At 55.6% G+C, this 15,228-nt stretch carries 9 protein-coding genes and 3 rRNA genes; 10 read left to right on the forward strand and 2 right to left on the reverse strand.

Translation table 11 applies throughout. The features are described 5' to 3' along the window. From CAURIM_RS03830 to CAURIM_RS12900, 10 genes are all read left to right on the forward strand, one after another. Positions 1-1,362 (forward strand): M20 family metallopeptidase, encoded by a 1,362-nt coding sequence (locus tag CAURIM_RS03830; protein WP_201828564.1) that lies wholly within the window; start codon positions 1-3, stop codon positions 1,360-1,362. A 168-nt stretch (positions 1,363-1,530) separates the two neighbouring features. Further along, positions 1,531-2,562, forward strand: a complete 1,032-nt coding sequence (locus CAURIM_RS03835; RefSeq protein WP_201828563.1) for a siderophore ABC transporter substrate-binding protein — start codon at positions 1,531-1,533, stop codon at positions 2,560-2,562. Positions 2,563-2,603: 41 nt separating this feature from the next. Then, entirely contained in the window at positions 2,604-3,599 is a 996-nt protein-coding gene (locus CAURIM_RS03840; protein WP_425551759.1) for an ABC transporter permease, read from the forward strand. Between the two features lie 35 nt (positions 3,600-3,634). Continuing rightward, a complete protein-coding gene (locus tag CAURIM_RS03845; protein WP_201829620.1) occupies positions 3,635-4,654 on the forward strand; it encodes an iron chelate uptake ABC transporter family permease subunit in 1,020 nt (339 codons plus the stop codon). Further along, positions 4,651-5,406 (forward strand): iron ABC transporter ATP-binding protein, encoded by a 756-nt coding sequence (locus tag CAURIM_RS03850; protein ID WP_070717248.1) that lies wholly within the window; start codon positions 4,651-4,653, stop codon positions 5,404-5,406. Before CAURIM_RS03845 ends, CAURIM_RS03850 begins: the two co-directional genes overlap by 4 nt. A gap of 599 nt (positions 5,407-6,005) precedes the next feature. After that, a 16S ribosomal RNA gene (locus tag CAURIM_RS03855) occupies positions 6,006-7,522 on the forward strand. Between the two features lie 445 nt (positions 7,523-7,967). Further along, a 23S ribosomal RNA gene (locus tag CAURIM_RS03860) occupies positions 7,968-11,044 on the forward strand. A gap of 127 nt (positions 11,045-11,171) precedes the next feature. Further along, positions 11,172-11,289, forward strand: a 5S ribosomal RNA gene (rrf, locus tag CAURIM_RS03865). Together the 16S, 23S and 5S rRNA genes form the textbook arrangement of a ribosomal RNA operon. Positions 11,290-11,802: 513 nt before the next feature. Further along, positions 11,803-12,995 (forward strand): IS3 family transposase gene (locus CAURIM_RS03870; protein ID WP_408909948.1). Its coding sequence is split into 2 segments (ribosomal slippage): positions 11,803-12,085 and positions 12,085-12,995, totalling 1,194 coding nucleotides; the frame shifts between segments, so codons are not numbered across the junction. A gap of 47 nt (positions 12,996-13,042) precedes the next feature. Next, positions 13,043-13,387, forward strand: a complete 345-nt coding sequence (locus CAURIM_RS12900; RefSeq protein ID WP_168165688.1) for a CPBP family intramembrane glutamic endopeptidase — start codon at positions 13,043-13,045, stop codon at positions 13,385-13,387. 71 nt (positions 13,388-13,458) lie between these two features. Here the strand turns inward: CAURIM_RS12900 and CAURIM_RS03875 are convergent, their stop codons facing one another. Next, complete coding sequence (locus CAURIM_RS03875; RefSeq protein ID WP_201828561.1) at positions 13,459-14,586, reverse strand: aminotransferase class I/II-fold pyridoxal phosphate-dependent enzyme; 1,128 nt, start codon at positions 14,584-14,586, stop codon at positions 13,459-13,461. Next, positions 14,587-15,225 (reverse strand): DUF3239 domain-containing protein, encoded by a 639-nt coding sequence (locus CAURIM_RS03880; RefSeq protein WP_201828560.1) that lies wholly within the window; start codon positions 15,223-15,225, stop codon positions 14,587-14,589. Between the last annotated feature and the right edge of the window lie 3 nt (positions 15,226-15,228).

Here is a 15,228-nt window from a genome sequence, read left to right on the forward strand (position 1 = left end):
ATGAATCAACGCAGCAATCCATCGACAGCGTATTTGGAAGCGATGGAGGAGGGCGTCGCCAAGCGCGTGGCGTCTGCAGCACCACCGGAAAAACAGGGAGAGGACTACCCAGGCCAAGCGAAGCTCTGGGATGCGGCGGCCGCACGGGCCGAAGCCCTGCGGCAGCAGGCCGCGCACATCGTCGCGGACCTGCACGCTCACCCTGAAACGGCCTTCGAAGAACATCGTTCCATGGCGGTGCTCGCGGACATCGTTGAAGAGCATGGCTTCTCCACGTGCCGCGGGGTCTACGGCGTGGAGACCACGTTTGAAGCTTCCTGGCAGAGTGCAGATTTCGACCCTGAACGGCATCCCACTGTGGCCATCCTGGCGGAATACGATGCCCTGCCTCAGATTGGGCACGCGTGCGGGCATAACGTCATCGCCGCAGCGGGCGTTACTGGATTCTTGGCGGCTACTGCCGTGTTGGACGACGCCCCTCCCGTGTCCGGTCGCATCCTCCTCCAGGGGACCCCAGCGGAGGAGGGGCATTCCGGCAAGGAATACATGATCCGCGGCGGCAGCCTCGAAGGGGTCGATGCCGCGGTGATGATCCATGGCTTTGGCTATGACATCGGTGCGCATGCCTGGGTGGGCCGCCGCATTCTGCGCGTTCGTTTTCGTGGTGTGGCCGCGCATGCGAGCTCCCAGCCTTTCATGGGGCGCAACGCCCTTGACGCTGCGAGCCTGGCCTACCAGGGGATTGGGCTTATGCGCCAGCAAATGCCGCCATCGGATCGCGTGCACGCGATCATGAGCGGTGGCGATCGCCCTTCGATCATCCCGAGCGAGGCAGAAATGACCATTTACGTGCGCTCGTTAGGGACGCGCACACTCATGGATCTGTCCGCCAGGGTGGAAGACATCGTCCGGGGCGCTGCACTCATGGCCGGTGTCGAAGTGGAAGTCGACTGGGATGAGCACCCGATGACCCTGCCCGTGCGCAATAATGCGGCGCTGGTGGATCGGTGGTCGGCCACGCAGGCGCGCCGCGGACGCACCGCGCTGCCCGCTGGGGCGGTGCCGGATGCAGTGGCCGCCTCGACTGACTTTGGCAATGTCTCTCATCTCGTGCCCGGCCTGCATCCAATGGTGAAGGTATCGCCAACCGACGTGGCCCTGCACACGGAGGACTTTGCGCGGTGGGCGGCTACTCCGCAAGCGGTGGATGCGGCCGTCGACTCCGCTGTGGGATTAGCGCAGGTAGCGCTAGATTTTCTGGCGGATAAGGAGTTCCGCCGGGCGGCGCAAGAGGACTCCGATAGGCAAGGGCCTGTGGCGGTGAGCGATCTGCTTGCAGAAAAGGGGGAGGGCGAAGCGTAAATATTTTATTCTAAAGGGCATGTCACGGGCTATCGTGCGGAGGTCTGCTACCCCCGTCATGAATTAGGAAACATGAGTGTTCTTGAAAGGTAAGCCTTACTTGAGTTAGGTTAGGCGCTGTCCTTATTTGCCAACTGTGGTTAGCCACACCTAATATGCAAGGAAGCTATGTTTAACCTTTCTCGCCGTGCCTCGCGCACGACCGCCGTCAAAGTTGCCGCCACTCTCTCGGTCGCAGCGCTTGCTCTCACCGGCTGCTCTTCCAGCCAGTCTGAGGAGACTGCTGAGCCGACCGAATCCGCGGCGGCAGGTGCTTCCACCATTACCTTGGAGGATAACTTCGAATCGAAGGAAGTTACCCTCCCAGTGGAGAACCCTGCGGTGACGGATAACCGCGCCTTTTCTGTCCTGGCGCAGTGGGATATTGACCTTGCTGCTGCACCGCTGAATCTGGTCCCGAAGTCCCTGCGTGATACCTACAACAAGGACACGGTCGAGGTTGACCTGGGCTCCCACAAGGATCCGGACCTCGAAAGCCTCGTAGCAGCGGACCCGGACGTCGTGTGGAACGGCCAGCGCTTCGAGCAGTACCAAGGGGATATTGAGGATCTGCTCGAGGATGTCCCGGTCGTTGATTTCGAACCGCGCGATGACGAAGACTTCTTCGACGAGCTCAAGCGCCACACTGAGGCCCTGGGCCAGGTTTTCGGCCACGAAGAAGATGCCGCGAAGCTCATTGAGGACTTCGACGCCGCTGCTGAGCGCGCTAAGAAGGCCTACAACCCAGAGCAGAAGGTCATGGCTGTGAACACCTCCGGCGGTGAAATCGGTTACATCGCTCCCGGTATCGGGCGCGTGTATGGCCCGGTCTTTGAGCTGCTTGGCCTGACCCCGGCCCTGGAAGTGTCCAACGCTTCCGATGACCACGAGGGTGACGATATCTCCGTTGAGGCCATTGCCGAGTCCAACCCGGATTGGATCCTCGTCATGGACCGTGACTCCGCTATCTCCAAGGAAGGTCAGGATGTCACGCCGGGCGAGAAGCTGGTCAAGGACAACGCGGCGCTCAAGAACGTTACCGCTGTGAAGGAAGGCAACGTTTACGTGGCGCCGAATGACACCTACATTGATGAGTCCATCATTACCTACACCGAGATCTTGAACGCGCTTGCCGACGCCTTCGAGAAGGCCAACGCCTAAACAACTCTCTCGGCAGCCAAGGAGGAGACTAAACCGTGACGGTGAAGAGCAGCGCTGCGGCAGAGCACTCAGCTGTCAGCCCGCGTAACTCCCGCGGACCTGTGCTGACCTGGAAGCTAGGCCTCGGCGTGCTCGGCGTCATCGCGCTGCTCCTCCTTTCCCTCATGGTGGGGGAGTACAGCATCCTCGATAATGAGGACGGCTGGTCCATGTTCTTCACCACCCGCGTGCCGCGCACCGTTGCGCTTGTCTTGGCGGGCGCCGCGATGGCGATGAGCGGTTTGGTCATGCAGCTGCTGACCCAAAACCGCTTCGTGGAACCCACGACAACGGGAACCACCGAGTGGGCAGGACTGGGACTGCTCTTTTCTCTTATCCTTTTCCCGCACTCATCCGTGCTGGTGAAGATGGTTATTTCGGTTTGCTTTGCCTTCGTGGGAACCATGGTTTTCTTCGCGTTTCTGCGTCGCGTAGCGCTGCGCTCCTCACTCATTGTGCCGATCATCGGCATTATGTTGGGTGCTGTCGTTAGCGCAGTGTCTTCCTACGTGGCGCTAGCGACGGATACCTTGCAACAGCTCGGAATCTGGTTCATGGGATCCTTTACCTCTGTCTATGAGGGTCAATACGAGGTCCTGTGGTTCGTGCTGCTGGTTTTGGTGGCTGTGTATTTCTATGCTGACAAACTCACCGTCGCTGGGCTGGGTGAGGATATCGCCACCAATATTGGGTTGAACTACCAGCGGATGATTCTGCTGGGAACCGGGCTCATCGCCGTGGCGACGGGCGTTGTTACCGTCGTCGTCGGCGCATTGCCGTTCCTCGGTCTTATCGTGCCCAACGTAGTGAGCATGCTGCGCGGCGATGACCTGCGCTCTAACCTCCCGTGGGTCTGCCTGCTCGGCATCGCCACGGTGACCTTGTGTGACCTCATTGGCCGCACTATTATCTCCCCGTTTGAGATGCCCGTATCAGTCATCTTGGGTGTTGTCGGTGCTATCGTATTCGTCGTCTTGATCGTGAGGTCGACCAAGTGAGTGTAAGTATCTCTATCCCTGCGACGAAGAATCCTGTGCAAACGTCACGTGCCCGGCGACACGTGGGTAGCTTCCAGTCTGCTGCTGCGGCACGAAAATACTGGATCATCCTCGCTGCCTTGATTGTTGCCGGTCTGGCCTTCGCCTTTGGGCTCTTGGCCTATGACAACCCCATGGAATTTGGCACCCGCAAATGGTGGCTGATTGCACGTCGCCGCGCTGATGCAGTGACGGCCATGGCGATCGTCGCCGTATGCCAGGCCGTGGCTACGGTGGCTTTCCATACGGTGACGAACAACCGGATTCTCACTCCTTCCATCATGGGGTTTGAGTCCTTGTACGTAGCAATTAATACAGCGACGATCTTTTTCCTTGGCGCCTCCGGCCTAACTCAGGCCCGCAACATGGGTACCTTCCTTGTGCAGCTTGTGCTCATGGTGGCCCTATCCCTCGTGCTGTACTCCTGGCTGCTGACCAGCCGCCGCAACAATATGCATGCGATGTTGCTGGTCGGCATCATTATCGGTGGGGGCTTGGGATCGCTCTCGACGTTTATGCAGCGCATGCTGACACCCAGTGAATTCGACGTGCTCACCGCGCGGCTCTTTGGTTCCGTAAACAACGCGGAGAGCGAGTACTATCCCATCGCCATACCGTTGGTTCTCGCGGTGACACTGCTGATGTACCTGAATTCCCGCCAGCTCAACGTGCTAGCCCTGGGCCGCGATGCTGCGACGAACCTTGGTGTTAACCACAAGGTCAATGCAATTTATACGCTGATGTTGGTCTCCATTCTTATGGCGACGAGCACCGCGCTTGTAGGACCCATGACCTTCCTTGGCTTCCTCGTGGCAACCTTGGCCTACCAGGCAGCGGAGACGTATGACCACCGCTTTTTGTTCCCAATGGCAATTGCCACGGCCTTTGCTGTTCTCACTGGCGCTTACTTCCTCATGCAGCACGTCTTCTATGCGCAGGGCGTGGTCTCCATCATTATCGAGCTAGTGGGCGGCAGCGTCTTCCTTCTGGTCATTCTGCGAAAGGGCAAGCTGTGATCAAACTTTCCAAAGTTTCCAAGTCCTACTCCGGTGAGACCAACATTGGCCCCATCGATCTGGAGATCCCCTCCGGTGGTATCACTGCGCTGATTGGGCCGAATGGTGCGGGCAAGTCCACGATGCTGACGATGATTGGCCGGCTTCTCGACGTCGACGAGGGCACCATCGAGGTCGCCGGTTACGACGTGTCCTCCACGAATTCGCAGGACTTGGCGAAGATTCTCTCCATCCTGCGCCAGGAGAATCACTTCATTACCAAGCTGACCGTACGCCAGCTGGTGAGCTTCGGCCGTTTCCCTTACTCGAAGGGGCGCCTGACCGTGGAAGATGAAGAGATAGTCTCGCGCTACATCGACTTCTTCCATTTGCGTGAATTGGAGAACCGCTATCTCGACGAGCTATCCGGTGGGCAGCGCCAGCGCGCATATGTGGCGATGGTGCTCTGCCAAGAGACGGATTACGTGCTTCTCGACGAACCCCTCAACAACCTCGACATCTCACACTCCGTGGAGATGATGAAGCATTTGCGGAAGGCCGCCAAGGAATTTGGCCGGACGATCATCATCGTTCTCCATGACATCAACTTTGCTGCTCGTTATGCCGACTATATTTGTGCGGCCAAGGATGGACGCATCGTTTCTTTCGGCAGTCCGGAGGAGATCATGCGCGATGAGATCCTTACGCCCATCTTCGAAACACCCATCACTGTTATCGATGGCCCGGATGGGCTGTTGGCCTGTTACCACTAGCTATTAACATTCAGGTGGACTGCCCGACAGCCAGGAAACCGCCCCAGGAAGAGTGCCAAAAAGTGCATCTGCCTGGGGATTTGTTGTTTGTTGGGGGTGTGCGTATATTTATCGAGGTCGCCGCGAGGTAGCCGGGAGGTTAACTGGTGGTAGATGTTCGGGCAATGGTTGTTCGGCGGGTTTGACTTTGGTTGAGCTTGTTGGGTAGTGTTGTTCGGGCCGCTGCAAGAGGGTTAACGTTTGGTTAATTTTTGTTGTGGTGTGCGGATGATGTTTGAGAACTCAATAGTGTGCCAATGTACTTTTTTGTTGGTTGATTTTATTTGTTCTGGCCGTGTTGTGCCGTATGTGTGGCACGGTTGGTGTATGCCGGATGGCGCTTTTCCTTTTAGCGGCGTCATTGTAAATAACATAAGTTGTTTGGGCGTATTGTTTAAAATCTTCTGACTGGGCCAGCCTCCTTGTATATCCCCGTCGGGTTGGGGGTTGGTTTTTGGATTTTTTCTTTATGTAATTTTTGGATAGCCAGTCCGTGTGGTGTGTTTGCATCATGCGGTGTGGTTTGTCTGTTTGTCTAGGTTTGGGCTTTTCACGGCCTTTTTGTGGAGAGTTTGATCCTGGCTCAGGACGAACGCTGGCGGCGTGCTTAACACATGCAAGTCGAACGGAAAGGCCAGTGCTTGCACTGGTACTCGAGTGGCGAACGGGTGAGTAACACGTGGGTGATCTGCCTTGCACTCTGGGATAAGCTTGGGAAACTGGGTCTAATACCGGATATGAACTGCCTTTAGTGTGGTGGTTGGAAAGTTTTTTCGGTGCAAGATGAGCTCGCGGCCTATCAGCTTGTTGGTGGGGTAATGGCCTACCAAGGCGTCGACGGGTAGCCGGCCTGAGAGGGTGTACGGCCACATTGGGACTGAGATACGGCCCAGACTCCTACGGGAGGCAGCAGTGGGGAATATTGCACAATGGGCGGAAGCCTGATGCAGCGACGCCGCGTGGGGGATGACGGCCTTCGGGTTGTAAACTCCTTTCGACAGGGACGAAGCGCAAGTGACGGTACCTGTATAAGAAGCACCGGCTAACTACGTGCCAGCAGCCGCGGTAATACGTAGGGTGCGAGCGTTGTCCGGAATTACTGGGCGTAAAGAGCTCGTAGGTGGTTTGTCGCGTCGTCTGTGAAATTCCGGGGCTTAACTTCGGGCGTGCAGGCGATACGGGCATAACTTGAGTGCTGTAGGGGAGACTGGAATTCCTGGTGTAGCGGTGAAATGCGCAGATATCAGGAGGAACACCGATGGCGAAGGCAGGTCTCTGGGCAGTTACTGACGCTGAGGAGCGAAAGCATGGGTAGCAAACAGGATTAGATACCCTGGTAGTCCATGCCGTAAACGGTGGGCGCTAGGTGTAGGGGGCTTCCACGTCTTCTGTGCCGTAGCTAACGCATTAAGCGCCCCGCCTGGGGAGTACGGCCGCAAGGCTAAAACTCAAAGGAATTGACGGGGGCCCGCACAAGCGGCGGAGCATGTGGATTAATTCGATGCAACGCGAAGAACCTTACCTGGGCTTGACATACACCAGATTGCTGCAGAGATGTAGTGTCCCTTGTGGTTGGTGTACAGGTGGTGCATGGTTGTCGTCAGCTCGTGTCGTGAGATGTTGGGTTAAGTCCCGCAACGAGCGCAACCCTTGTCTTATGTTGCCAGCATTTGGTTGGGGACTCATGAGAGACTGCCGGGGTTAACTCGGAGGAAGGTGGGGATGACGTCAAATCATCATGCCCCTTATGTCCAGGGCTTCACACATGCTACAATGGTCGGTACAACGCGCAGCGACACTGTGAGGTGGAGCGAATCGCTGAAAGCCGGCCTTAGTTCGGATTGGGGTCTGCAACTCGACCCCATGAAGTCGGAGTCGCTAGTAATCGCAGATCAGCAATGCTGCGGTGAATACGTTCCCGGGCCTTGTACACACCGCCCGTCACGTCATGAAAGTTGGTAACACCCGAAGCCAGTGGCCTAAACTTGTTAGGGAGCTGTCGAAGGTGGGATCGGCGATTGGGACGAAGTCGTAACAAGGTACCCGTACCGGAAGGTGCGGGTGGATCACCTCCTTTCTAAGGAGCTTTATTTGTGGCACCAGTTGGTGTCTTTAAGCATGTGAGTGTTTTCATGTGCGTGGTGGTTGAGTGAACGATTGTTTTGCTGCCACCGTTTGTTTAATCGGGTGGAGATACATCTTAACCAGAATGGTTGACTAACATTTTTTAAAAGTACGTGGTGCATTGTTGGGTGTCTGGGGCATTGTTCCCTGGTTGTTTAACCCACATGAGCTTGATGGTCAGAGTGCTTAATGTTCTGGTTGTTGGGCTGGTGTGGGGTGTTGTGTGAGAACTGTATAGTGGACGCGAGCATTAAACCATATGCTTGCTGCTGATACGTGCTTTGTGCGTGTGTTGGTGGTGGGTTGTGGTTTGTGTGATTTCTTTGTTCTTTTGTGTTTTGTGTGTTCACACCAACACTGTCTTCTGCTGCTTTTGTGGTGGTTGCCTTGTTGGTTGTGTGTTCGTTATTTAGGGCGCATGGTGGATGCCTTGGCATGCTGAGCCGATGAAGGACGTGTAAGGCTGCGTTAAGCCTCGGGGAGTTGTCAATAAAGCGTTGATCCGAGGATGTCCGAATGGGGAAACCTGGCACCTGTTATGGGGTGTTACCCTTCAGTGAATTCATAGCTGTTGTGGGGGTTTACGCGGGGAAGTGAAACATCTCAGTACCCGTAGGAGAAGAAAATAAAATATGATTCTGCTAGTAGTGGCGAACGAACGTGGATGAGGCTAAACCGTGTGCATGTGATACTTGGTAGGGGTTGTGTGTGCGGTGTTGTGGGCCCCAATGGAAGCCAGCTACCACTGGTTTGCTTGTGTGTTGTTGTTAGGTGAAGTGGTGTGGAAACGCCTACCGTAGAGGGTGATAGTCCCGTAGTTGAAGGCTGCAATGCATGGGTTGTTGGGTTGCCCGAGTAGCAGCGGGCTCGTGGAATCTGCTGTGAATCTGCCGGGACCACCCGGTAAGCCTAAATACTCAGTGTGACCGATAGTGTATGAGTACCGTGAGGGAATGGTGAAAAGTACCCCGGGAGGGGAGTGAAATAGTTCCTGAAACCATGTGCTTACAATCCGTCAGAGCACTTTTTGTTGTGTGATGGCGTGCCTTTTGAAGAATGAGCCTGCGAGTCAGCGGCATGTCGCGAGGTTAACCCGTGTGGGGTAGCCGTAGGGAAACCGAATCCTAATGGGGTGTTTTGAGTGGCGTGTCCTGGACCCGAAGCGGGGTGATCTACCCATGGCCAGTGTGAAGCAGTAGTAAGATGCTGTGGAGGCGCGAACCCACGTAGGTTGAAAACTGCGGGGATGAGCTGTGGGTAGGGGTGAAAGGCCAATCAAACTCCGTGATAGCTGGTTCTCCCCGAAATGCATTTAGGTGCAGCGTCGCATGTAGCTTGGTGGAGGTAGAGCTACTGGTTGGTTGAGCGGGACTACAATCTTAGCAATGTCAGCCAAACTCCGAATGCCATCAATTGTGTTGTGCGGCAGTGAGACTGTGGGGGATAAGCTTCATAGTCGAGAGGGAAACAGCCCAGATCGCCGGTTAAGGCCCCTAAGGGTGTGCTAAGTGGAAAAGGATGTGGGATCGCGAAGACAGCCAGGAGGTTGGCTTAGAAGCAGCCATCCTTGAAAGAGTGCGTAATAGCTCACTGGTCGAGTGGTCCTGCGCCGACAATGTAGTGGGGCTCAAGCACACCGCCGAAGCCGCGGCAAACTTTTTTGTTTGGGTAGGGGAGCGTCGTGCATGTGTTGAAGCGTTACCGTAAGGAGGCGTGGAGTGTGTGCGAGTGAGAATGCAGGCATGAGTAACGAATTGGAAGGTGAGAATCCTTCCCGCCGGATGACTAAGGGTTCCTGGGTCAAGTTCGTCTTCCCAGGGTGAGTCGGGACCTAAGGCGAGGCCGACAGGCGTAGTCGATGGATAACCAGTTGATATTCTGGTACCCGTATATCCGCGCCCATGATAAAGCACTGATACTAACCACCGCGGATACGGATTGTGCACTCTTTGAGTGTGTGGTTTGTTGATGTCGTGGGGCCTGATGTGTGGTTCAAGTGATGGGGTGACACAGTGTAGTAGCCATGCCGCTTAGTGGATTGTTGGTGTAAGCGTGTGAGGTGGTGTGTAGGTAAATCCGCGCACCGTTAAACCTGAGGCGTGATGCGTAGCCCAAGTGTGGGTGAAGTTGGTGATCTAGTACTGTCGAGAAAAGCCTCTAGCGATGTGGATGTATGGCCCGTACCCTAAACCGACACAGGTGGTCAGGTTGAAAATACTAAGGCGTTCGGGTGAACTGTGGTTAAGGAACTCGGCAAAATGCCCCCGTAACTTCGGGAGAAGGGGGACCACACGACTTAAGCACTCTTTGCGAGTGTGGTGGGTTGTGGGGTCGCAGAGAATAGAGGGAAGCGACTGTTTATCAAAAACACAGGTCCATGCGAAGACGTGAAGTTGATGTATATGGACTGACGCCTGCCCGGTGCTGGAAGGTTAAGAGGACCGGTTAGTAGTCTTTTGGCTGCGAAGCTGAGAATTTAAGCCCCAGTAAACGGCGGTGGTAACTATAACCATCCTAAGGTAGCGAAATTCCTTGTCGGGTAAGTTCCGACCTGCACGAATGGCGTAACGACTTCTCTGCTGTCTCAACCACAGGCCCGGTGAAATTGCACTACGAGTAAAGATGCTCGTTACGCGCGGCAGGACGAAAAGACCCCGGGACCTTCACTATAGCTTGGTATTGGTGTTCGGTTCGGTTTGTGTAGGATAGGTGGGAGACTATGAAGCGGCCACGCTAGTGGTTGTGGAGTCGTTGTTGAAATACCACTCTGATCGGATTGGATGTCTAACCTTGGCCCATGATCTGGGTTGGGGACAGTGCCTGGTGGGTAGTTTAACTGGGGCGGTTGCCTCCCAAAATGTAACGGAGGCGCCCAAAGGTTCCCTCAGCCTGGTTGGCAATCAGGTGGTGAGTGTAAGTGCACAAGGGAGCTTGACTGTGAGACAGACATGTCGAACAGGGACGAAAGTCGGGACTAGTGATCCGGCACCTACTTGTGGATGTGGTGTCGCTCAACGGATAAAAGGTACCCCGGGGATAACAGGCTGATCTTCCCCAAGAGTCCATATCGACGGGATGGTTTGGCACCTCGATGTCGGCTCGTCGCATCCTGGGGCTGGAGTAGGTCCCAAGGGTTGGGCTGTTCGCCCATTAAAGCGGCACGCGAGCTGGGTTCAGAACGTCGTGAGACAGTTCGGTCTCTATCCGCCGCGCGCGTTGAAACTTGAAGAAGGCTGTCCCTAGTACGAGAGGACCGGGACGGACGTACCTCTAGTGTGCCAGTTGTTCCGCCAGGAGCATCGCTGGTTGGCTACGTACGGAAGGGATAACCGCTGAAAGCATCTAAGCGGGAAGCCTGTTTTAAGATGAGGTTTCGTATTTGAGGTCCCCCACAGACGATGGGGTTGATAGGCCAGACCTGGACGCACCGCAAGGTGTGAAGGCTACTGGTACTAATAGACCAAAACAAACACACACACTCCTTTTCGAGTGTGGAAACAACAAACACAACAAAGACACAATTATTCACACTGTCGCTTGCGTCCACTACACAGTATCTGACACAACACACCCAACCAGGCACAAAGATGCCTCGAGTGTTTGTCGGTGGCCTATAGCAGCAGGGAAACGCCCGGACCCATTCCGAACCCGGAAGCTAAGCCTGCTAACGCTGATGGTACTGCAACCGGGAGGTTGTGGGAGAGTAAGAAACCGCCGACACCAAACAACAATAAACAACTCAATACAACAAAAAGGGACCGTTGAAGCACCACCGCTTCAACGGTCCCTTTTCACGGTTTCCGCCTCACTACCAACCAATAGCCGTGCTAGCGCCGAAGTCGGCTCTTAGCTCTTAGCGCCCAGAGCGGTATGACTTACCCCACCGCTGTTGGGCCGTCGTCCTCGCATGCGAATCCTACAATTGAAGTCGGGAGAACTTTATGGCAACGTCGTTTCGCCCATTCACGGTAAAGGAAAAGAAATATGATTGAATTTCTTTTATTCCTCTGGCCCTCAGTGCTCTATATTTTTTTCCGGCGAAAGTCACTTGGGGTGTCCCGTGCCCGGGCACATGTGGGGTTGCGATGGGGAAGCTGGCAAGCGGCAGGGTTAAGCCTCGTTTTGTTCCCTGTGCTGCTAGGAATTGGTTACCTTGGTATCGGACCTGACCCCTGTTAGGTAGACACCTGATATCCAGCCCTGTTGGGTTGGGAAGAAAGGTAATCTACCACCATGCCTAGGTACTCCGAACAGTTCAAACGTGATGCTGTGGCCCTCTACGAAAACAATGAGGACCTCTCACTTCACGCGGCTTCAGCAGAGCTAGGAATCAATCGTTCCTCACTTTATTCCTGGCTTAAGCAGTACGGCACCGGCAAGCGTGTCCGCACAAAAAGCATGCGCGACAAGGCACAGGCGACGACTGATTCTGAACGAATCCGTCAGCTAGAAAAAGAAGTCTCTAAGCTTCGTGAAGAACGCGATATCCTGCGTAAGGCCGCGAAATATTTTGCCGAAGAGACACGCTGGTAATCCGCTTCCAGTTTGTCTATGACCATCGAACCGAGTACTCGGTCAAGCGGATGTGCCACGTGTTAAAGCTCAATCGCTCCTCGTTCTACAAATGGGTCAACACCCGCGAAAAACGCAGGTTAAAGATGTGTTCGGATGCTCTTATTGGTGCACGAATCAAGAGCATCTTCGATGATGAGCACGGGCTTTATGGTGCTAAACGCATCGCTGCAAGCCTTAAAGCCGATACGGACTTTCCTCCGATCAATCACAAGAAGGTCGCACGCATTATGAAATCCATGGGGCTAAAAGGCTTTACCAAACAACGTCGATGTGTCACTACCAGGCGCAAGCCTGGTCATCGAGTCATGCCAGATTTAGTAGGCCGCAAATTCACCGCTGATAAGCCGAACCAGGTGTATGTAGGCGATATCACCTACCTGCCGTGTAAGGGAGGCAAGAACATGTACCTTGCCACAGTCATCGACGTCTACTCGCGCAAACTTGTCGGTCATGCGCTCGCCGATCACATGCGGGTATCGCTGGTTATCGAAGCTTTGTCCCATGCCAGCAAGGTTCGCGGAAGCCTTAAAGGGGTAATTTTCCATTCTGATCATGGCAGTGTGTACACCTCACAGGCTTTTCAAGACCACTGCACCCAACTTGGTGTTCGCCAATCCATGGGAGCAGTGGGAACGAGTGCCGATAATGCCCTGGCAGAATCGTTTAACGCCACTTTAAAGCGTGAAGTTCTGCGAGATAGGAAAGTTTTTGACAATCCCATCATCTGCCGCCAAGAAGTCTTCCGATGGTGCATGCGCTACAACACGCGCAGACGGCACTCCTGGTGCAACCTTCTAGCCCCCGATGACTTCGAAGCACTCACATCAGCTACACTGACCCAAGCAGCATAGCTAACCCCCGACGTGTCTACTTTCCGGGGGTCAGGCCCATCCGTCTCGTGCCGACAGCTAGTCTTACCCTCCCAGGTGTCGTTCTCGTCCAAGGGGTAAGTGGTGCCGCGATTCTTAGAGCCGTAGGCGAGGAGATTTTCTTCCGAGGATTCCTCGGCGGCTTGTTTCTTCGACGCTGGGGACTATGGGGTGGGAACACTCTTCAGGCCGCTCTTTTTCTCGTGCCTCACCTCGTGCTATTGAGTGTTGATGTGCATCTGTGGCCGATACTTCCCGTTCAGTTCCTCAGTGGCTGGATACTTGGCGCGGTGAGATATCGTTCGGGCAGCATCATTGAGTGCTCAATTCTACATGCTGCCGTTAATGTTGGGATTGGACTGCTGGCGGGTTAAGTGAAGGATTGCGTTCGTGTGCTCGGGGCGATTAATGGTCAACTCTGAGCACAAAGCTCTGTGCCGCAGGTCTATCTTTCGTCCGTTAGGCGTCGCACGGCCTCCCGGATGACCTCAGGGCGCTTGCAGAAAGCAAAGCGCACCTTGTACTTCCACGGCTCGGGATTGTCCGTGAAAGCGGCTAGCGGGATGGCGGCCACGCCCTTCGTTTCGGGCAGCTGCATGCAGAAATCAATGCCGCTTAAACCGGTAGAGGAGACATCGGCAACCACATAGTAAGTGCCGCCGGTGTCATGGACGTGGAATCCCAGTTGCTTGAGACCTTCTACAAGGATGCTGCGGCACTCTGCAAGTTCAGACACCATGCCGTCTAGCCAATCCTGTTCATAACGCAGGGCATGGGCCACGGCCGGCTGGAAGGGCGTGGTGGAGACGAAGGTGGTGAATTGCTTGGCTTTGATGACGCCGTCGAGAAGCTTAGGCTCTGCAATGGCCCAGCCGGTCTTCCACCCGGTGCAGTTGAAGGACTTGGCGGCAGAAGAAACTGTGACCGTGCGCGAAGCCATCCCCGGCAGGGATGCGATGCTGACGTGTTCGGTGCCGAAGGTGAGGTTTTCGTAGACTTCGTCGGCCAACACGAGGAGGTCCCTTTCCACGCAGAGCTCGGCGAGCTCGGTGAGTGCTTCTCGGGAGAAGACCGAGCCGGTCGGGTTGTGCGGGGTGTTGATGATGACCATGGCGGTCTTATCGGTCACGGCTGCACGCACCGCATCGACGTCGATATCCCAGCTATTGCCGGATTCCTTCAAGGGGACGGGGATGCGGGTGGCGTCGGCAAGCGCGATGGCAGCGGCATAGGCATCGTAGTAGGGCTCGAGGACAATGACCTCGTGGCCCGGTTCTACCAAGCCGAGCACCGTGGCGGTAATCGCTTCGGTAGCGCCGGCGGTGACCACGACGTGGTCCTGGGGTACGGAGTAGGTCTCCGCGATGGCGCTGAGCAGTTCCGAGACGCCGCGAAGGGGAGCGTATTGGTTGTTGCCGCCGGCGATGTTCTCCTGGGCAATCTCCAGCATGCGCTGTGGGCCGTCGCTATCGGGGAAACCCTGGCCTAGGTTCACCGCGTCATTCTCCACGGCGAGAGCGGTCATGGTGGCGAAGATGGTTTCGCCAAATTCTTGTAGTCTCTCAACAGTCATTTAGAGTACCAGTAGATCGTATTTCGTAGCTTTTACATCGGTTAGACGCTTGCGGGCGCGCTCGAGGCGCTGCCACTGATCTTCCGGAATGGACTTGCGGGCAATCGTCACGGTCTCCGCATCTGGGGTGCCCCAGGCAATCGGCATGGGGGTGATCTGCTGCCAATGTTCCTTGTCGTCGCTGCTGCGCTGGCCGGAGACCGCGGCCACCGGAACCTTGGTTCCCACGGTGCGCTTAATGCCCGGGATATTGGTGACCGTGCGCAGGCAGGCGCCCCAGCGCGGCGGAGCCTTCGGGTCCACGTTGGTATTCACCAGCGCCATGAGGACCATGTCGCGCTCGTTGACCTCTGCGACGACGGCGGGGGCTAACGGATAGGAATCATAAAGTTTCTGAGCCGAGCCGACCTTGCTTGAGGCCAAGACGCCGATGACGGCGCAAAAGATTCCGAAGAGCACCATGCCCAGCGCTAGCGTGATGCGCCAGACGGCCTCCATGCCGAAGTAGACGGCAATGCCGCCGATGATAAATAAGAGGCCCATGATGAGTCCGGAATTGCGCAGGCGCGCGGAATCACGCAGGAGCTCATTGTTCTTCTTGGCAAAGTCTTCGTTGACTTCAAACTTGAAAATCTTCATCAG

The sequence above is a fragment of the Corynebacterium aurimucosum genome (assembly GCF_030408555.1).
In the GTDB taxonomy this organism is placed as follows: Bacteria; Actinomycetota; Actinomycetes; order Mycobacteriales; family Mycobacteriaceae; genus Corynebacterium; species Corynebacterium aurimucosum.